The following is a 19,771-nucleotide window of genomic DNA, read 5'->3' as shown; positions in this document are numbered from 1 at the left end:
TATCTAGGTATGAGGAATTCAATGACGGAAAACGATGAAACTGCCACAGTTGAAAAGACAGCACCCACACCGTTAGGCGCTCAAGAACTGGCCGACGCGGAGAAAAAGGCAGCGGCGAAGTTTTCATTAGACTACTTCGGTAAATTCATGATCGGTGCCTGGGTGTTATTCGTTGTCGGGCTGCTGTTGCCTCACGGTGGAGTGGTCCATGGCTGGCAAGTGCTAACGCTTCAAGGCGAATCGCTCGGTTTGCGTATTGGAATAGTAGAAGAATTCTTTGTTATCGTCGGTACTCTTGGCGTTGTTGTGTTCGGCGGATGTTTGCTTCTGACACGGCGAACAATATTTGCCAATATTTCGTTTCTGCTCACTGGAATTGCGTTGTTTAGCTCTCTGCTTGCGATGTGGATGCGTCTGCAAGATAAGGAGATATTAGGCGGACCCGGGTTAGGTGTAGGTCTGCTTATGGAGGTAGCGGCTGTCATAGTAGCCACATTTGCGCTTTCATACATGATCTTGCGCCGCTCAGATGAACAAGTCAGGTTAGCGGAACAACGGCAAAAACATGAGAATCTCGACGAGGTTGGGTATGCACAGCGGGCCGCTTTGGTTAGCCAACAGCAAAACACTCCCGAAACTAACCCATTGTTTATCGATGACCGGCGGCAACAGGCCGTGGCACGACATAAAAAGCGTAGCGGTTCGGCCGATTAGCGTATAATTTCTGTTTGATAGACCTGGGTACGGTTTAGCGGAGTGAAACCTAGGTTGTTGTTTATACGACACATTGCAGCGTTGGAGTCGGCGGTGCTAGTGAATACCCGTTCTAACTCTGGCCATTGGTTTGCTGCCGTAATCAGGATGGCTTCTTTTAACAACTTACCAAGCCCGTTGCCACGATAGTTTGCGTCGATGAGGGTGTGGCCTTGATCGGCTACGGTGGGGTCTGAATCCGCGAGTCTGGTTACGTCAGAAAAACCGATGGGGAGCCTATCCTTAAGCAGTACCATAGTGATTTTTTCATTTGCTTTTCGACGCAGTGTTGCTTGCGCTTGTTCTAATCTCTCATTTGTCCATGGTTGTGGGCTTACCTCTATGGCGCCTACGGGAATATCAGTGTTTGCAGCGTCGAAAAGCGCGAGAATTCCAGGCACCATTTCGGGCGCCGGCTTGAGATCGCTGAAGCAGTAAAAGCTGTATCCCTCTGGCAACAAAGGAACCGCGGTACCGCGTTTTGTGGCAACGGGGATATAGCCGTGGGTTTCATCATGAACGAGACTAAAACCAGCTTTAGTCACCGCTTGCGTGAATCGTGGATTCATCTCATCCGCATTAAGAGGCACCGAATGCCATAATCTGACAACTTTCCGATTCACCCGCTTTACCAATTCTTTTGTTTGATTAAGCAGCGTCAACCAGTGTTCGGTTTCAGTTTCGTCACCGATTTGTCCCGGTATGGGGGCGATTTCAGCACCTAGGATCACGTCGCAATCAATACCATTGGTATGTGCTTGAAGCGGGACAGATGCCTCAATAAAGCCGAGTAGATTGGCGTCGAAAAGCGATGGTGCAGTAGAACCCTGGTACGCAGAGATAATTGGGTACTTTAACGGGGAGATCGCACAGCCTGCCAGCGTTGGGCTATCACTGACAGCTGCCAAGATGACAGTGGCTGATTGAGGATTTTCCTTGAGCGATTCGATAACTGCCCCCGCTGAGGTAGAAGTTGCGGTATCGCCAGATACATCTTGCGCTGCCAGGTTCGCAGAAAAGATAAACGACAACAACGCTTCGCTCGGATCGAATTTTTTGAGCCTAAGAGGAGGTTGTTCGAATTGAAAAAAGGCAGTCATGAAGAACATCATAACTGCCTTTTACATGCGACTGCACGCTGAGAATTATCTAGTTTCTACCGCATTAATAGCCGCATCTGCCCATTCTTGCCACTGTGCCGCTTGGGCACGCAGCTTCTCGGCTTCCTTAGTTTTGCCTTTAGCTTCTGCGGTATCTGCTGCAGCGTTGAATTCGGCTACTCGGGCGCTAAATTGCGCAGCTCGCGCCTGAGCTTCTGGGTCGGTACGGCGCCATTGAGCATCAGCGGCTTGGGTAACGCGGTTCTCAAGCTCTGCAATTTTGTCCTCGAATTCCCGGACCTGTGCACGAGGAACGAACCCGATTTCTTCCCATTTCTCTTGCAGCTCCCGCAATTTTTGTCGCGCCTGTTCCAGGCCATTTTCTGGATTTATCACATGATCGTATTCATCCAGTAGCGCTTGTTTTGCTTGCGCGTTTGCTTCGAACTCCCGATTGCGTTCATCTTGAATAGCATGCCGCGCATTGAAGAAGTGATCCTGGGCTGCTTTAAAAGCTTCCCATAGTTTATCGTCGACTTCACGAGGTGCGCGACCAGCTTTCTTCCATCGATCCATCAACTGACGAAACGCGCGGGCTGTTTCATTCCAATCAGTAGAATCCTTCAATTGCTCTGCCTGGGCGACAAGTTCTTCCTTTGCCTTACGCGCGGCGGCCCTTCCCCGATCAAGCTCGGCGAAATGTGCGCCCCGTCGCCGGTTGAAAGAATCCCGCGCTCGGGAATAACGCTTCCACAATGAATCGTCAGTCTTGCGATCAATGCCACGAATCGTCTTCCACTCTTCTAGGATTTCACGAATTCGATCTCCTGCGTGTTTCCAATCAGTGGAATTCTCGGCAAGCTCTTCCGCTTCAGCTGCCAGTTCTTCTTTTCGAGCAATCGCTGCAGCTCGGCGTGCTTGCTTCTCTTCCTTAGCTTTCAAACCTGCAGCATCTGCATTGTCAATTACAGTTTGCAGTCGAGTGTTTAGGGAATCAAGGTCGCCAATGACCGCTGCTTCAGCCAAAGATTCTTGCAGCTTTATGGCCTTGTCTTTCAAATGATTAGCTTCGCCGGGGTGCGAAACCAGCCGAGCCTCTAGGTACACTACCTCGGTGGCCAAATCGTCGAACCGTGCACCATAGTGGACCAAACCTTCTGCGGGGGTACCAGCCTGCCACGAGCCAATCAGCCGTTCGCCGTCCTTGGTTTTGACGTAGGCATTACCAGTATCGTCTACACGTCCCCATTGCGCTGGATCGGATGCTGGGGCTGCTTGTGGCGCTGCTGGTTGAGCAGAAACCACCGGAGTTCCCGCGGTTGCTCCAGGGCGTGGACCAGGCCGGGGGCCAGGGCGTGGACCTGGCTTCGGAGGATTGGGAGTGCTCATGGCTGTATTCCTTAAAGTGTCTCGTACCGCGCGACGCGGCTGCCGAAGTTGTTAACCTGAAATTCGCATCATGTTAACCAACACAAAAATGCAGGGTGTTAATGACGCGTGCAATGTGTCCTAGGCCAATAATGCCAACAAACACTATTGACCAACATACCGCGTAATTGCGAGGTATGTCATGGTTGACGCCGAAAAGTCCCAATTTTTATTGGTTTAATTGTTAAAAATAACAACTACCTAGTTGCGAGCAATTTTTTTACAGGCTTGGACATGCAATCATAAATTGCCTTATAAGCGTCGAGCGGACTGTCAAAATAAACGTTAAGGTAGGGTAGTGGGGGTGAGGGAACATAACCACAAGCAACCACATGCAACAGTGGTGATAATTCCAGGAAGTCCTGCGCTCATCCCGGATCTTGGAACTGGAGATCATGCTGGTGCAATAATTAGAGAGACAATAAATGAACTTTTAACGCCATTTGTATCTGCAAAGTCAGGTTTAGCGACTCTACCTGTTTATATAATTTGCTCACATGATTGGCGCTTCCGAACTAATCGAACTGGCTCGTTTGCGGCGTGGGGTGCTCCTGATACTACTGTTTCTTCTGGAAACTTTCTATCCGAGCTTATCGCAAGATATTTTCTTGAATCGGCAAGTGTTGCGATCACAGAACCTGTTGTGACCGACAAAGTACCTTCGTCACCTTTCGGTTTAATCGTGGTGGTTGTGGATGGCAGCGCAGGGTTAACTGCCCGTGCCCCGTTATCGTTACTTCCCAATGCCGTGTCAGCTCATCGGTGGTGTGAGAAATTTCTAGCAGATCCGCAGCTGCATTATGTGGACTATAGCGACGCCTGGTTATCTGATGCGGGAGTTTTGGAACCCCAGTTATGGTCAGAATTGCACAAGATGGCGCCAAAAGTTACCAAGGCAACGTTGCTTCACAGCGATTCTTCCTTAGGCGTGGGGCGATACGTTGCCAGGTGGGAGGTGCATAGTTCATGAAACCCCAAGTTCCAGTAGTGATAGTAGGTCCTACCGCTTCCGGAAAATCTGCGCTGGCGATAGCCATCGCCGAGAAATACGGTGGTGAGATAGTGAATGTGGATTCCATGCAGCTGTACTTTGGCATGGACATTGGTACCGCTAAGCTCCCAGAATCCGAACGTCACGGCATACCGCATCACATGCTTGATGTTTGGCAGGTAACCGAAGCAGCATCAGTGGCGCGTTTTCAGGCTGAGGCTGTTGCGGTTGTTGAAGATATTCGACAACGCGGCAGACTCCCAGTTTTGGTTGGTGGTTCGATGCTCTACGTTCAATCACTTATCGACGACTGGCAGTTTCCACCTACCAACGAAATTGTTCGAAAAAAGTGGGAAGAACTTCTTCAGAAATGCGGAATTGATGCACTGCATAGAAAGTTGGCGCAATTGGATCCAGAAGCTGCAAAAATTATAGAGGATAAAGACCCCCGTCGCACTGTTCGTGCACTTGAAGTCATCGAATTAACTGGGCAACCATTCAAAGCCAGTCAGCCTTCCAAAACAGCACCACCACGGTGGAATAGCATTTTGCTTGGCCTAGAAACTACTTCAGAATGGTTAAACCCTCGAATTGAAGAACGAACGCACCAGATGTTGCGCATGGGGTTGGTTGAAGAAGTAGAACGGTTAGTAGAAACAGAAGGTCTAACCGCCGATTCCACTGCGGGACGCGCGATTGGATATGCCCAGGTTTTAGCGGCAATGGCGGGGGAACTTTCTTGGTCAGACCTCGAAGAGCGCACCGTTATAGCCACTCGGCGGTATGTGCGGCGGCAAAAGAGTTGGTTTAAGAAAGACCCTCGGATTACATGGATACCAGCCGAAAAGGACACATTTGCCCACGCGGTTGCGGTGATAGAGCATAGTACTGTCGACGAATAAAAGGGGTTAGAATAGTTGGATAAAACTACTGCCAAAGTGGAAAGATGCAAGAAGAAGTAAATGAACACCAAGACTGATCACGGTACACTGCCTTTTCTCAAGGGGCACGGAACTGAAAATGATTTTGTCATCATCTTTGATCCTGATGCACAACAGGAATTAAAACCGAAATGTATTGCCGCACTTTGTAACAGGCGCTCTGGTATTGGTGCTGATGGTTTGCTAAGAGTGGCGCGAACTGGTGCGCTTTTCGACGCAGGTTTGATCACCGAAATTCCAGAAGGAGTTGATCGAGCTGATTGGTTTATGGATTATTACAATGCCGACGGGTCGGTCGCGGAGATGTGTGGAAACGGCGCTCGGGTGTTTGCGCACTTTGTCCGCAGCCGTGGATTAGTAACGATGGATTCTTTTGTGATCGGCACCCGTGCGGGCGGTAAACAAGCCACAGTTTTCAGCTGCAGTGATTTGAACGCCGACGTTGCAGTGGAAATGGGGGAGCCGATAGTGACCGGAATATCTACCTGCACCATTAGCAATCACAGTTTTGCCGGCCTGGGGGTAGATATGGGCAACCCGCATTTGGCGTGTGTTGTTCCCCATTTAACGGCTGAAAGTTTAGCGGAAATGGAACTAGCTCAACCAGTTTTCGATCCGGAATTTTTCCCTTCGGGTGTTAACGTCGAAATACTAACCGCTTTGACTACCGATGGCGAAATTCCGATGTGCCACATGAGAGTGCACGAGCGTGGGGTTGGGGAAACTCGTTCTTGCGGTACGGGTACAGTTGCTGCCGCACGGGCGGCGCTTGCCGACGCTGGAATCGACTTCGGAAGTGTACGAGTAGTTGTGCCGGGCGGGGAGGTCTTGGTTACGATAACCGAAACTGGATCGCAATTGAGGGGACCATCTACGATAATCGCTGAAGGAGTGGTTTCCAGAGCAGCGGTTTTGTCACACTGATCGAAGAATATTTGCCCTGCTCTTTGTTTGAAGCAGGGCAAATATTCTTGCTTAAGTATTACGTTGCATTTCTTTTAGTCGCAGGTACGCAGTATCTTTTCCGGCAGTCCGTCGATCGTAAACAACATACGCGCCGAAAACCGCAAGCAATAATAACAACGCTATAAATGCAGTCATGGTGGCTATACGCAGGGACGGGGACATGGTGGAAATTTCAGATACTGAAGTAGGAGTGATATCGAATCCACTAACCGTAATCAATGATAATGATGGATTCCCGTAGTTATCCCAAGCTTTAACTGTGATGGTCTCGTCTTCCTCAAAAACTCGAGAATAGGTATTGGGTTCGGTGGGAACTTCTTTCCACTCCGGAGAGATGGCGCGCAACGGTTCATCCGTCGTAATCTTAATCGTCACTGGACCATCTTTATCCGAATCCAGATCTTCTTTATTAACAACGGAAATAACGGGGCCCTGATACTCCTCAGCAGCACCTGCGTCGTTGCGCGTCCAGCCTTTTTCCGTAAGCTTCGTCAAAGTTTCATCGAAACTCGGATGCGGGCACCAATACACACCAGCAGCACCAATGTTTAAACCATAAGGAGAATATTGCTGGCGCACCCAACCATCAAGTGTTGACGAATAGTTGATCGGAGATAACCCAGAGTTATCAAAGATACTATTTAGTTTCTGGATTGATGCCAGGTTCCAGGTGCGAAGGTTCACATCAAAAGCTTTGGCATCAGTGAACATGTCGTTCATATTGCGGACGTTTGCGGTATTCCACCCGCTGATATCAGCGCTGAAGGAATGCGCCGACTGAAACATGCTAGGCATAGACTCAACTCGGGAAGTATCCCAACCGGAGATATTGCTGTTGAACGCATGAGCATTCATAAACATTCCAGACATATCTCGGACATTGCCGGTATTCCAACCAGAGATGTCACCGTTGAAAAGTGTGGCACCTTCAAACATGTACGCTGTTGATTGGACCTGAGTCATGTTTGGCGTTCCGGAGTCAGGAGCGAATTCCAAGTTATTGGCTTTTTGGAACATCCCTTCCATGCTGCGCCAAACATTCATCCCCCACGAATCGACGCTGACCAGAGCACCCGCGGTGCTGGCCTGGCGATCACTAACACCAAGTTTCACGTGCGGATATTTTCCCTTGAACATGAGGGTATACTTACCAGGGTTTTTGTAATTACAAACCGCATCGCCGCTGGCTCCTTCGAGCCGGAACCGGTTACCTGGGTCTTTAACGTCACAAAACACCTCGAAGTTCGGTTCGTCATCGTCGAAGCCCAAGGCAGTTAGCGCAAAACTCGTCGGATTGTGCGGAGTTAGCCGAGTATCAATGGTAAAGACGAAAGCATCGGGATTGTTTCCGATGGTTTCCTCACGGGCGAGCTGCTCTGGTTCCTTTTTTGCGCTGCTGCTTGTTGATGAAGCAGCATCCCTATTGCTGGTTGGCGAATCACTGGGCTCCTTGGATGGGCGCTCACTGGGAGTGGGGTCAACCCCTGCCGGAACAGTCGGTTCCGGGTACTGCAAAACATTAGTCGGCGTGGCCGACTCCGGTGCACGAGGAGGAGTGGGGCTTGCAGGCGCTGTGCGTGATGGCGCAGGAGCTGGAGTTGGCGCTGGTGCCGGAGCGGGGCCGGGTGCAGGCGCAGGAGCTGGTGCTGGGGCCGGAGCAGGCGCGGGAGGTTCAATGACGATGGGATCAACGTCGATCGGAATTGCTGGACCAACCGCTACTGAATCGGGTGCACCTGGAGCAACAACAAACGGAACGACTGCGACATCTACATCAAGACCGACAACTTGAACCTCAACCTCTTCCTGTTGGGCGTTGCTGGAAAGCGAAGCGCTGAGCACACCGGTAACCAACAGGGTGCTTAATCCTGTTGCCAAAACTCGTGTGGCGCGAGTGCGCTTGCTCAAGTTTCCTTCTCCTCTTCTCGATACTCCACATTGGTTCTACATGAGTGGAACCTAAGTTTTGGTGTGATTCTTATTGTTTAGGTTTTGAAATTGTGAGGGGATTATTGGCCCGTTAACGTCCCTATATAAGAATCTAACTCTCTATGAGATTACCAAAGTCTTCCATTCAGAATAATAATGTTAACCCGCTTTTCTTAAAGCGATCTTAACTGTCGGCTTCTGATATTACAGTAAATTCACGCTTAAAGATATTCGTTTTGGAGCGCGATTTCATCTCTAAACCTCAACTTGAATCTTAAAATATGTGCTGGTTGGCATATTTGAAAGTGGGTGAAACTGTACTTGTTAAATGCGGTAACGTTTATCTTTTTGCTGGCAGTGCTATGTTGTGAGTTGATTCCAAGATTGCGTCAAAGGTTTGTGAACCTTAAAACGATCGGGTTTTTCGTGGTATGAAACATGGGTTATTTCTGATGCTTTCTTAAGATTAAAGTTCTTTAATCTTTGTTGATGTGTGCTATAAACCCGAACTTTGATTGGGGGTTGTATATTCGTTAAAGCCGAAATCCATTTGGAAACGGAATTAAATATAGTCCTGACCCAACCTGTGAGCTGTTCGCCTGGCTTGCAACCAAGCCTCTTTTAATTCGAGGGCTCGGCGATCTGTTACCACCAGAAGTGCTTCCAGTTGTTGCACGTTAAGGTTGCGCTTTAATCGAGCATTTACTCGGGAAGCAAACCTACGCGATGATGCTGCAAGGAAATGAAAGGCTGAGATATCCGGGTCTGTGCAATCCTCATCGGCTAACGCGGGACGGTGAAGTGTCCTATCTGCGATTGCATCTGCGTCTGTACTGGAAAGAAAATCATCGTATTTCGCAAGTACGTCCTCAATATCCTCGCGAGACAACGCGATAGAAGACTTCAACGCCTCGGTTTCCAGAGAATTAGGCTGGTACCGGGAGACAAAGAAAGCGGCAACTAAGATGACAGCAGACAGTGCCATCCCCTCGTACTTAAGCAAGTACGTTAGCAAAATGCAGGCACCGATGATGACAAACCAAGGCCATTTAGGTTGCGGGCTTTGATCGTCAATTGCATCTAGTTCTTTCATGATGACATCACCCTCTCGCACTAGCATTTTAATGCCCACCACAACCACAGCCGCCGGAGCCGCATCCGCCGGAGCCATCACCGCAGCCTTGTGGTGCAATGATCGAGCCGACCATGGTGGCTTTTCCTGTTAGCACGCTGTTTTTCTCTGGTAGTTCGATTGTGTCTGGAATGCATACATCCAACGCGAAAGATCCATCGACAGTAGCATGAATGAATCGTTGTCCAGTCAATTCATTGTGTCGATATTCTGCTTCTAATACGCGAACAGATATATCTGCAGCTGCGGTTGGCGTAACCATGCCACTGCTTGTTGTTATGGTTTGAGCTCCTTCAGAAACCACGGAGCCGACTTCTTGGTCAGTTTCCGCTTTATATTCGTCGACACTCGAAAAAAGACGTAGGCCTTCATTATCTAATAAGGCTGTAATACCAACTTGTTGCCATCGTTGTTCAGGATGCTCAGCAATGAGTGGTCCCTGTGAAAGATTACAAGTCAAAGTTGTTACTAGCTGACCGTTATAATCAACGATTTCACAAAGTGCGAGGACGTCGTTAATCATTGACACATGGGCAAAACTTTGTGCTTGAGCCTCAAAGCCTGCGAAGGTGGCGAATGGTTCCACAGTCAAGATATTGATCTGAGCGCCAGATGGATCTGAGTATTGGACCAGTTGGCCGCCCCTTGGTTCTCCGATAACGGATAGTCGATTGGTCGAAATGGCTGCTTCAACGGCATCCTGCCACTTGTCATACTTCATACCCATTGCGAAAAGATCTTTACCCATAGGGAAGTATTTTACGACTAATTGACGAATAAACACTCATTGTGGCGGTTGCAGATTTATAACACTATTTCAGCACCTGCTTAGGAGCAATTTTGATATCAGTGTAAATTCTTAGGCTCTAATAAACATGAGCACTAACCGTCTTCGGGATAAGCTATGGATTTCCGCTCGATTTGTTTTCTAGTCAGCACGGAAGTGCTCAAAGGGGTGAGAATAAAAAGCTAAATGGTACTTTTTCGACTGGGACAATTGCTTAACAACGGGAGATTGTCTTTAAGACATAACCAGGTATTGGCTGTATTACAGGTTGCATGGAAGAATAATGTAGTAACGATGACTACACATATGAATGATAAGAAGAAAACCGAAAATTCTACCGAAACAATACTGAAGCGAGCTTTTCGTGGGACGACAGCCATTGTCGGTGCCGACCAACAAGAATCTGAAAGTGGACTCGAACCGGTTTCAGTGCCACAACCGCAGCCTGTTACAGAACCATACTTCAGTGTTGGTGTTAGTGCGGAAGCGCAACCAACGGTGGGTGAGTTAGATCTAGAGGATCGCTCAAGTTTACGTAGCCTTTCGCGCGGAAGATCTTATGCTACGGACCAAGACGATGGTTACGACGTTGAATATCGCAAGTTGCGGTTGGAACGGGTCATTTTGGTTGGGGTGTGGACCGAAGGTACAACTGCTGAAATTGATGCGAATATGCAAGAATTAGCCGCTCTTGCAGAAACCGCAGGCTCAGAGGTTGTCGAGATGTTTTACCAGCGACGTGATCGCCCGGATCCGGGAACATACATTGGCTCGGGTAAAGTGCAAGAGCTAAGAGAGATCGTTGCTGCAACCTCGGTTGATACAGTAATTTGTGACGGCGAGCTTTCACCAGGACAGATGATAGCGTTGGAGAAGGCACTTGACGTCAAAGTTATCGACCGCACGATGCTTATTTTGGATATCTTTGCCCAACATGCGAAAAGCAAAGAAGGAAAAGCGCAGGTTTCCCTTGCCCAGATGGAATATCTGATTACGCGGGTTCGAGGTTGGGGTAGTGCTTTGTCCCGTCAGGCAGGCGGACGTGCTGGTTCCAATGGCGGTGTAGGATTACGTGGTCCCGGTGAAACCAAAATTGAAGCCGATCGACGGAGATTACGCAGTGACATGGCGAAACTGCGAAAAGAAATTGCGGGAATGAAAACAGCCCGTGATGTAAAACGGGCTCAGCGAAAGTCTTCTACAATTCCGCAAATCGCGATTGCCGGATATACGAATGCCGGTAAATCGTCGTTAATCAATGCTCTTACAGGTGCGGGTGTATTGGTGGAGGACGCACTATTTGCAACGTTGGATCCAACTACCCGACGTGCGGAACTCGCTGACGGTCGTTCCGTAGTTTTTACAGACACGGTTGGTTTTGTTCGCCATTTGCCCACTCAATTGGTGGAAGCTTTCAGGTCCACGCTAGAGGAGGTTGTGGAGGCAGATCTTGTTCTCCATGTAGTCGACGGTTCAGACCCATTCCCGCTGAAACAAATTGAAGCAGTAAATGGGGTTATCACTGACATCGTGCGGGAATTGAAAGTTGATGCTCCACCGGAGATCGTTGTTGTGAATAAGATTGATGCTGCAGATCCCTTGGTGCTTGCACAATTGCGGCATGCCTTAGAAGATGTAGTATTTGTTTCTGCGCACACAGGTGAGGGGATCGCGGAACTTGAGGCGCGCATTGAGCTTTTCCTTAATTCTAAAGACGCGCATGTTGAATTATTAATTCCTTTTGCACGCGGTGAAATCGTATCGCGATTGCACAGAAACGGTACGGTATTGCGAGAAGACTATTTGCCAGAGGGCACAGTGATAGAGGTGCGGTTGCCGCACGCATTAGCGGAGGAACTAAAGGAGTTTGTTGTTGGTGAAAACTAACACCACTTTCGGAGGTTCGTTTTGGAGGGGTGTCAATCAACTTGAACATTTGTCCTAGGGCAAGAAATAATAAAGCTTCGTGAGTAAAGCTTCCTGGGGATGGTCCCTACACGGTGATGGGAAAACCATCAAACCGGGTGCTGTGGTTGCGCCCGATGAACGGCTTGATTGGCCCCGCACCATTGGAATAGGTATGCAGCATGTGATAGCCATGTTTGGCGCAACATTGCTGGTGCCAACGTTAACGGGTTTTCCGGTAAACACCACATTACTGTTCTCCGGTCTGGGAACCATGATTTTTCTTTTGGTTACCCGGAACAGATTACCTTCATATTTGGGATCGTCGTTTGCGTTCATCGCACCACTGTTGGCGTCGCAAAGCAGTGGCATCGGCGTTCAACTGGGAGGCGTAGTAGTTGTCGGTCTCGTGCTGGTAGTTATCGGTTTCATCGTTAAACGGCTAGGTAAACGAGTAATTGACCTAGTGATGCCGCCAGCGGTTACTGGCGCGATTGTGGCATTGATTGGTTTGAATCTTGCGCCAGTTGCGGCTGATAATTTTCAAAGTCAGCCGCTAGTTGCGGCGATCACCTTAGCCGCGATTGTCCTATTTACCGTGGCAGGTCGCGGAATGCTTGCCCGGCTAGGCATTTTGCTCGGGGTGATTGTTGGATGGATTTTTGCTGCAGTGACTGGGAACCTCTCTGAAGACGCCGCAGAGACGGTTGCTACAGCGAAATGGATCGGTGTTCCGGAATTCCACACGCCAGAATTCACTGTTTCAGCGGTGCTTATCACGTTACCGGTGGTTGTAGTTCTTATTGCAGAAAACGTAGGACACGTCAAGGCAGTATCCGAGATGACTGGCAAAGATCTCGATGATCTCGCAGGTGACGCGCTTATTGCAGACGGTTTAGGAACTACCTTGGCCGGTGGTTTCGGCGGTTCGGGCACTACTACGTATGCAGAAAATATTGGTGTAATGGCAGCCACCCGTGTGTATTCTACGGCTGCCTACTGGGTAGCTGCGGCGACTGCGGTGATTCTCGCATTCATTCCGAAGTTTGGAGCGTTGATCTTCACAATTCCAGTCGGAGTATTAGGTGGTGCTGCGATGGTTCTCTATGGTCTGATCGGCATGCTTGGTGTTCGAATCTGGCAAGACAACAACGTGAACTTTAATAACCCGGTAAACTTAACCGCTGCCGCAGTGGCGCTCATTGCTGGAATTGGCAACTTGACGCTTACCGTGTTCGGAGTGCAATTAGAAGGAATTGCATGGGGTTCGGTTGGCATCATTATCGGTTACCCGATTCTAAAGAAGCTTTACGTGGCCAGCGGTGAAGGTAAAAACGCTAAGTTTTAAAAAGAATTCGTATTGTGAAGCTGGTAGGCCCCGCTTGGGATGTTGCCTGCTAGCTGTGCTTTTCGACGCCCGGATCGCTTTTGTCACACGGTTGACTTTGGTAGCTCGGCGCGGTTAATCTGGCACAGAGCCAAAGGAGAGATTGTGTAATACGGCATTTTTTAATCGGTAGTTAAATCACTGGTGTGTTGATACAACACCGGTTTTAAGGCTTGCCCTTCGTTCGGAAACGACAGCGGCACACGTTCGCTACCGGTTAATCAAGCGCCAGTATTTTCTCGTTACCTTTGGAGTTTCTTATGGACATTAAGTCCCATCAAAACCATCTTTTCTCTAATAAATATGGGTTGCCGGAAGCCTTACCGGGTGCCAGTGTACCAGTGAGATTATGGTCACCACTATCAGAAATTGATTATTCCGCTCAAAGACAAATTCGTAATGTTGCTGCATTGCCGAACATGCATGGGATAGCAATAATGCCGGATGTTCATTCTGGCAATTCCGTCACGGTTGGAAGTGTGATTGCAATGCGACAAGCAGTATCCCCGGCTGCGGTTGGCGTAGACATTGGTTGCGGAATGATTGCAGTGAAATTGAGTTCAACCATAGCCGATCTCCCGGCTGATCTTGCAGATATCAGGATGGCATGGGAATCGGTTGTTCCTGTTGGGTTTGCAAAACATAAAACCAAGGCTGAAATTTTTAAAACTGACGGGTTCTTTCGTCGAGATTTAAAAAAGTTATATTCCCGCTTCAATCAACTGCGAGTTGATGTGTCGTCTTTGGAAAAAACTAGCGTGCGTCAGTGTGGCACCCTTGGCGGTGGTAATCACTTTATCGAGTTGTGTGCTGATGGCGATGGGGCACTGTGGCTAATGCTGCATTCGGGCTCTAGAGGTATTGGAAAGGCATTAGCTGAACAGCACATAAGCCGGGCACGCAGACTGGAATGGAATAGTGACTTACCAGACCACAATTTGGCAGTTTTCCTGCACCGAGACGAAACAGGCCACGAATTTCAAGAGTGGAACGATTATATGCATGACCTTTATTGGGCGCAGGACTACGCTGCTTTTAGCCGTGAAGTAATGATGGCATCAATTATTGAGCAACTCCGCGTTTTTCTTCCGGGTTTTAGCTGCAGTGAAGCCATAAATTGCCATCATAACTATGTAAGCGAAGAGCGTTTCGACGACTTGGAGCTGGTGATAACAAGAAAAGGGGCGATTAGCGCCCGGCACGGCGAACTGGGAATTATCCCGGGTTCCATGGGAACTGGTGCCTATATTGTGCGCGGGCTGGGAAACGACGCGGCATACTGTTCCGCCTCTCATGGAGCGGGGCGGGTGATGAGTAGGTCGGAGGCAAGGCAGACGTTCAGCATGGATGATTTGCTGGAGCAAACTGCAGGTGTTGAGTGCCGTAAAGATCGTGGGGTTTTGGATGAAATCCCAGGTGCGTATAAAAACCTGGATCGAGTTATCGACTACCAAAGCGACTTGGTTGAGGTTGTTGCGAAACTTGAAACACTCTTGTGTATCAAGGGTTAAGGAATAAAAGTGCTGGTGGATGCCCAAATAACTAGGCGTCCACCAGCACGTACTCATTGAAGGTGTTGCTAAGCGTCGAGATCTTGCTCAATCAGGTCTGCGATTTTTTCCACTGCCTCGGCGTTTTCTGACGTAACAGTCACCTTGGCGCCTTTTTCTGCGCCCATTGCCATGATCATCATTAACGAAGCTGCATCGACCTCTTCGTCTTCCTCACCTTCAAGGTAGAGGAAAATGTCGTCGTCATATTCTGCCGCTGCTTCAGAGATGATGGAAGCAGGACGAGCGTGCAAGCCGACTGCGGAACCTACGACAACTGTCTTGGAAGCCATGTGATGGTCCTTTCTAAAAACCTATCTATATTGTTTGATACGAATGATAGGGAAGAGGGATGTGATTTAAGCCGGAGAAGAAATTTTCTACTCATTTTAGGGTTTCATGCAGCTTCGGCACTGACCCTAGTGATGTGGATAATTTGATCTACGCCTGTGTCCGATTGTATGTGGCATCTTGTGGTTTCGCCACCAATCGGACATGAGATTTTTTGGTTTTTAATGCGCAGCTCGGCAATTTTATGAAGATTATCTATATAACCTGCAGCTTTAGTGTGAAATCCAACTAACGGAGCTTCATGTGTCTGGTTTGGTTACAGAACCGGACCATACCTCCTTTTGGAGGACACATAAGAACTAGCTAGTGGGGACCTTGGGGTTTGCCCGGTTAGTTTCCACGACCAATGGGTTGGGCCAGAATTGTTTGAGTGCGATAACGAAGATAGTAGAGACGATGACACCTGCGGCAATTGCTACCAGCCATGCCCAGATTGGATCGATAGCAAACAGGACGAAGATACCGCCGTGTGGAGCGCGTGAAGCAACCCCAAGGCTCATAGACAATGCACCTGTTACTGCGCCGCCAGCCATCATTGACGGAATTACACGTAACGGATCAGCTGCCGCGAACGGTATGGCACCTTCGGAAATGAACGAAATTCCAAGCAGCCAGGCAGACTTACCATTTTCTTGTTCGGCAGGGGTGAAGAGATTTTTTCGGATTAATGTGGCGAGTGACAGTGCGATTGGCGGAACCATACCAGCCCCCATGACCGCCGCCATGATCGTGAGCGAAGCGGTATCGCCCGTTGAAAGGCCAGCTGTGGCGAACAAGTATGCCGCTTTATTAACCGGGCCACCCAGGTCGAAACACATCATAAGCCCTAAGATGACTCCAAGAACAAGAGCAGACGATCCGGACATTCCAGCTAGCCAGTCCTGTAATGCTGTGAGCACCGCGGCGAGTGGACGTCCTAGGAAGAGGAACATAAGTAAGCCCACACCCAAGGACGCGACCAAGGGGATAATAACGACTGGCATTAGAGAGCCAAGGATACGTGGAACGCGCAGCTGAGCTAACCACATTGCTAGAAGGCCTGCAATGATGCCCGTGATAAGGCCGCCAATAAAGCCCGCCCCAAGTGTGACTGAGATTGCACCTCCGACGAAGCCAGGTGCAATGCCCGGGCGACCAGCAAGGGCATAGGCGATATATCCAGATAATGCAGCCACGACGAAGCCCATGGCAGCCTGTCCGATGGCAAAGAATACCGCTCCGAGATACAGGCTTAGCCCAGATCTGTCGAATGACATTTGGGCGCCGTCGATAAGCAGTGAATGGCCAGGAAGATTGGTAATGGAATATTCCGTGGCGATATGCATCCATCCGTTGGCCATATCGTAACCGCCGACGAGGAAGCCCAAAGCTAGTAGCAATCCGCCAGCTGCCACGAATGGAACCATATAGGATACGCCAGTCATGATGGCTTGTTGCAGTCGTTTTCCGATGCTAAGACTGCTTGCTGCCGCAGCGGTAGTGTCATCAGATGGAGCTCCTGTAGCTCCTGAGACCCGTGGAGCTTGCGGGTTAGAAACCGCAGCAATTGCTTCATCAATCATCACACTAGGCTCGTTAATTGCCCGCTTGACACCAGATTCGATCACAGGTTTGCCAGCGAAACGCTGCCTATTTTTCACTCCGATATCGGTTGCAAAAATAACAGCATCGGCGTTTTGAACAATGTCGTCAGCAAGCGGCGTGATTGAGGAGGATCCCTGGGTTTCTACGTGCAATACGACGTCGTCGCGATCGGCTGCTGCCTGGGCTAATGAATCTGCTGCCATGTATGTGTGCGCAATTCCGGTTGGGCAGGCTGTTATGGCTGCGATCGTGAAGGTGCCTTTGTCAGCAGGTACGTTCTTGGTCACGTGGGAAGTTGGTTCCGAGGAAACCTGCGGGGTTTTTTCTGGTGTCTTCACCACACCTGTCACTAATGTGACGAGTTCTTCCTTGGTCGATGCGCTGCGAAGTGCAGAAACGAATTCTTTACGCACCAGGGCACGTGCCAATGTTGAGAGGATTTTTAAATGTGTTTTTCCAGCCCCAGCTGGTGCTGCAATCAAGAAAATGAGGTCTGCCGGGCCATCGGGGCCAGAGAAATCTACTGGACTGCTGAGCCTGGCAAATGCCAGTGTCGGTTCCTCGACGGCTTCCGATCGGCAGTGCGGAATGGCTATCCCGCCGGGAACACCCGTTGGGGATTTTTGCTCTCTGGCGATGGCGTCGTCGAAAAGCAATTCTGCGTTGGTAGCACGCCCGGCAGAAGTCACCGCTACTGCCAGGTTTTTAATTACTTCAGATGGGGTATCACCAAGATTAGCGTCCAATTCAACTAACTGTGGTGTAATGATGTTCTCAGACATATACAGTCCTTAGATAGTGGGCAACAGTGTTGGGTTTTTAGTTGTCAAACTTAACTAGGTCGGGTGTTGGCTGTCGCATTTCTCGCGTCCATTTCTAGCCTCAACGGCTACCGGAGTGGGCGTACAGAAACCATACTTGTATCTACTTGATCTGGGGTGGGAATCGTTGTTCCTGGCAGCATAACCGCCGCTTGTCCGTATGCAACTCCCAACGCTAGGGCATCTGCGAGGGCGAGTCCCGCAGCTTGACCCATAACGAAACCTGCCAAAGTACAATCACCCGCACCAACCGTTGAAACGACTTGGGTGGGTGGTGTGTTTGCTACCCAGGCAGTTTCGGAGGTGGCAAGGACGGCCCCTGCGGCTCCTAGCGTTATCAATGCCATTTCGACACCTTTGGCTACCAGTTGATTCGCTGCTGAAACTACTGGGAGATAATCTCCGTTCATAGCCGCTTTTTCTAGATCTTCCCCCGCTACGCCTATTATCTGGCCAAGTTCAATGCTGTTGGGAGTAAGTAAGGTAGGAGCATCCTTCGGTAGTGTCGCAGCTACTTTTAAAAGGGGTTCGTTAGAAGTGTCAACCGCAATTTTTGGTGCTGGGGAAGAACTATTTCTGAGCAAACGAATCATGCGTGTGTACCAGTCAGTTGCTACTCCCGGCGGCAATGAACCAGCAAGTACCACCCAATCAGCGTCTTTTGCTTGAGCTAGGATTTCTGCCTCTAATGCCTGGACATCGGAATCACTCAATTGCGCACCAATACCATTGAGTTTCGTGGTTTCGCCATCTGGGTCCGCCAACGTTGTATTTACTCTGACTGGGAAATCAGTGGGGGTTGTCGAAAACGGCAACCCTATTTCGTGGACAAGCCCGAGAAACGGATCATCATCGGATGCCGGAAAAATGGCCACGGTTGCTTTATTGGCTTTATACACGGCATGCGCCACATTGACGCCCTTGCCACCAGCTACAGACACTGCGGCGCTCAACCGCATTACTGTGCCTGGGACGAGCTTTTCTGTGAGCTGAAATGTCGAGTCGACGCTTGGATTGGGGGTGGCCGTGATAATCATGGAATCACCATTCTTGTGTTAAATGGGCAGAGTTTTTGGGAAAAATCTTCAGGTGCTTGTCGATCCGAAACAACGGTATCTATTTCAGAAAGCCCAGCAAAAGAAACTGCGGACTCACGGTTGATCTTCGTGGAATCGCACAAAACAACAGAGTATTTAGCTTGTTTAATCATGAGTGATTTAATTGTTGCTTCGCGTGGATCCGAGGTGCTTAATCCATGCGCGATGCTAAGTCCATTTGTGCCCATAAAAGCAATATCAGCACGTAGTCGCTGAAGTTCATTCACGGCTTGTGGCCCTACGATCGCTTGGGTTCGTGGTTTTACGATGCCGCCCAGGATGGTGACAGAAGAGACTCCAGCCGACGCTAAAGTATGAGCAATATTTGGAGAATTGGTCACGATATTCCATTGCTGGCCAACATATGTACGAGCGAGTGTTTGGGCGAAAGCCTCGGTTGTTGAACCAGCATCAATAAACATTGCTGCATTTGGCCCAGGAATGAAAGTAACGCCGATCTGTGCAATGGAGTTTTTGCGTCGCTGGGATTGTTGGATTGGCAGGTCATCGTACTCATCAACAGCACGTAGTTCGCTGGGTTTGGTGGACGATCCGGAAACCGCACCGCCATGAACCCTACGCAGCATTCCGTTTGTTTCTAGAAGTTTGAGATCCCGCCTAATTGTTTCTGCGGTGACATTGAACCGATTGGCAAGATCGGAAACAGTGCAACGTCCATGCTGATTAGTGATAGCGGCAATGAGGGATTGACGATTGGAAACTTCGGTAACGGTGGACATGGTTGTTCCGGGGTCACCTCCTTAAACTCCGAAACGTACGACGAATGTTAGCGTTTTTGTATGCATTAGTTATTGTCTATGCATCAACGGGGGTGTGTTGTGGGAAATAACATATCTAATGTTGTCTTTCTCGAATGTTGGGGAGATTCCAGGCAAAACGCCACTTTTCGACGCGCTGTCTTGTGGAAAATGTTGGATTTTATAGTAATTTTATGCCCATTTATTTTTGATTGTCAATGGATTGCGGAAATAATTGTTTTGATTTTCTGTGTTTTTTGGTTGCGGTGCTGTGAATTTTATGGTGTCCTA

At 49.2% G+C, this 19,771-nt stretch carries 16 protein-coding genes; 7 read left to right on the top strand and 9 right to left on the bottom strand.

The genetic code is table 11. From position 1 onward, the window contains the following. The first annotated feature begins 21 nt into the window (after nucleotides 1-21). Nucleotides 22-714: an Rv2732c family membrane protein gene (locus CMUST_RS08945; protein ID WP_201779197.1), complete on the top strand. Its 693-nt coding sequence runs from the start codon at nucleotides 22-24 to the stop codon at nucleotides 712-714. On the opposite strand, the gene CMUST_RS15990 is transcribed toward CMUST_RS08945, so the two are convergent. After that, on the bottom strand, nucleotides 711-1,853 hold the full coding sequence (locus CMUST_RS15990) for a GNAT family N-acetyltransferase (RefSeq protein ID WP_158408215.1): 1,143 nt from the start codon (nucleotides 1,851-1,853) through the stop codon (nucleotides 711-713). The two genes, CMUST_RS08945 and CMUST_RS15990, sit on opposite strands and share 4 nt — an antisense overlap. A gap of 45 nt (nucleotides 1,854-1,898) precedes the next feature. Further along, complete coding sequence (locus CMUST_RS08935; RefSeq protein WP_047262227.1) at nucleotides 1,899-3,242, bottom strand: DUF349 domain-containing protein; 1,344 nt, start codon at nucleotides 3,240-3,242, stop codon at nucleotides 1,899-1,901. A gap of 682 nt (nucleotides 3,243-3,924) precedes the next feature. Here CMUST_RS08935 and CMUST_RS17060 point away from each other — a divergent pair. From CMUST_RS17060 to dapF, 3 genes are read left to right on the top strand one after another with little or no spacing between them, the layout of a single operon-like run. Next, on the top strand, nucleotides 3,925-4,251 hold the full coding sequence (locus CMUST_RS17060) for a hypothetical protein (protein WP_144414161.1): 327 nt from the start codon (nucleotides 3,925-3,927) through the stop codon (nucleotides 4,249-4,251). After that, the gene (miaA, locus tag CMUST_RS08925) at nucleotides 4,248-5,174 is read left to right on the top strand and encodes a tRNA (adenosine(37)-N6)-dimethylallyltransferase MiaA (protein ID WP_047262226.1); all 927 of its coding nucleotides are present in this window, start codon (nucleotides 4,248-4,250) and stop codon (nucleotides 5,172-5,174) included. The genes CMUST_RS17060 and miaA overlap by 4 nt, the downstream gene beginning before the upstream one ends. A gap of 60 nt (nucleotides 5,175-5,234) precedes the next feature. Continuing rightward, a complete protein-coding gene (gene dapF, locus CMUST_RS08920) occupies nucleotides 5,235-6,137 on the top strand; it encodes a diaminopimelate epimerase (protein WP_047262225.1) in 903 nt (300 codons plus the stop codon). 51 nt (nucleotides 6,138-6,188) lie between these two features. Here dapF and CMUST_RS08915 read toward each other — a convergent pair whose 3' ends face one another. The 3 genes from CMUST_RS08915 to CMUST_RS08905 all read right to left on the bottom strand — a co-directional run bounded on the left by CMUST_RS08915 (nucleotide 6,189) and on the right by CMUST_RS08905 (nucleotide 9,988). After that, on the bottom strand, nucleotides 6,189-8,087 hold the full coding sequence (locus CMUST_RS08915; RefSeq protein ID WP_236690098.1) for a BspA family leucine-rich repeat surface protein: 1,899 nt from the start codon (nucleotides 8,085-8,087) through the stop codon (nucleotides 6,189-6,191). Between the two features lie 583 nt (nucleotides 8,088-8,670). Next, nucleotides 8,671-9,201 carry a hypothetical protein gene (locus tag CMUST_RS08910; RefSeq protein WP_047263513.1) on the bottom strand — a complete coding sequence of 177 codons (531 nt, stop codon included), beginning with the start codon at nucleotides 9,199-9,201 and terminating at the stop codon, nucleotides 8,671-8,673. Between the two features lie 28 nt (nucleotides 9,202-9,229). Next, complete coding sequence (locus CMUST_RS08905; RefSeq protein WP_047262224.1) at nucleotides 9,230-9,988, bottom strand: hypothetical protein; 759 nt, start codon at nucleotides 9,986-9,988, stop codon at nucleotides 9,230-9,232. Between the two features lie 333 nt (nucleotides 9,989-10,321). Between CMUST_RS08905 and hflX the strand changes: the two genes are divergently transcribed. The 3 genes from hflX to CMUST_RS08890 all read left to right on the top strand — a co-directional run bounded on the left by hflX (nucleotide 10,322) and on the right by CMUST_RS08890 (nucleotide 14,830). Further along, nucleotides 10,322-11,914 (top strand): GTPase HflX, encoded by a 1,593-nt coding sequence (gene hflX / locus CMUST_RS08900; protein WP_047262223.1) that lies wholly within the window; start codon nucleotides 10,322-10,324, stop codon nucleotides 11,912-11,914. A gap of 79 nt (nucleotides 11,915-11,993) precedes the next feature. Then, nucleotides 11,994-13,280: a uracil-xanthine permease family protein gene (locus CMUST_RS08895; RefSeq protein WP_047262222.1), complete on the top strand. Its 1,287-nt coding sequence runs from the start codon at nucleotides 11,994-11,996 to the stop codon at nucleotides 13,278-13,280. A gap of 299 nt (nucleotides 13,281-13,579) precedes the next feature. Further along, on the top strand, nucleotides 13,580-14,830 hold the full coding sequence (locus CMUST_RS08890; protein ID WP_083987499.1) for an RtcB family protein: 1,251 nt from the start codon (nucleotides 13,580-13,582) through the stop codon (nucleotides 14,828-14,830). A gap of 68 nt (nucleotides 14,831-14,898) precedes the next feature. Here the strand turns inward: CMUST_RS08890 and CMUST_RS08885 are convergent, their stop codons facing one another. The 4 genes from CMUST_RS08885 to CMUST_RS08870 form a co-directional block, all read right to left on the bottom strand. Next, complete coding sequence (locus CMUST_RS08885) at nucleotides 14,899-15,162, bottom strand: HPr family phosphocarrier protein (protein WP_047262221.1); 264 nt, start codon at nucleotides 15,160-15,162, stop codon at nucleotides 14,899-14,901. A gap of 357 nt (nucleotides 15,163-15,519) precedes the next feature. Next, nucleotides 15,520-17,586, bottom strand: a complete 2,067-nt coding sequence (locus tag CMUST_RS08880) for a PTS fructose transporter subunit IIABC (RefSeq protein ID WP_047262220.1) — start codon at nucleotides 17,584-17,586, stop codon at nucleotides 15,520-15,522. A 107-nt stretch (nucleotides 17,587-17,693) separates the two neighbouring features. Then, nucleotides 17,694-18,662: a 1-phosphofructokinase family hexose kinase gene (locus CMUST_RS08875; protein WP_047262219.1), complete on the bottom strand. Its 969-nt coding sequence runs from the start codon at nucleotides 18,660-18,662 to the stop codon at nucleotides 17,694-17,696. Then, the gene (locus CMUST_RS08870) at nucleotides 18,659-19,462 is read right to left on the bottom strand and encodes a DeoR/GlpR family DNA-binding transcription regulator (RefSeq protein WP_047262218.1); all 804 of its coding nucleotides are present in this window, start codon (nucleotides 19,460-19,462) and stop codon (nucleotides 18,659-18,661) included. Before CMUST_RS08870 ends, CMUST_RS08875 begins: the two co-directional genes overlap by 4 nt. Nucleotides 19,463-19,771 lie beyond the last annotated feature (309 nt).

The organism is Corynebacterium mustelae, assembly GCF_001020985.1.
GTDB classification, from domain to species: Bacteria; Actinomycetota; Actinomycetes; order Mycobacteriales; family Mycobacteriaceae; genus Corynebacterium; species Corynebacterium mustelae.
The sequence above is the reverse complement of the archived record's forward strand: the minus strand, read 5'-3'. Positions and strand labels throughout refer to the sequence as shown.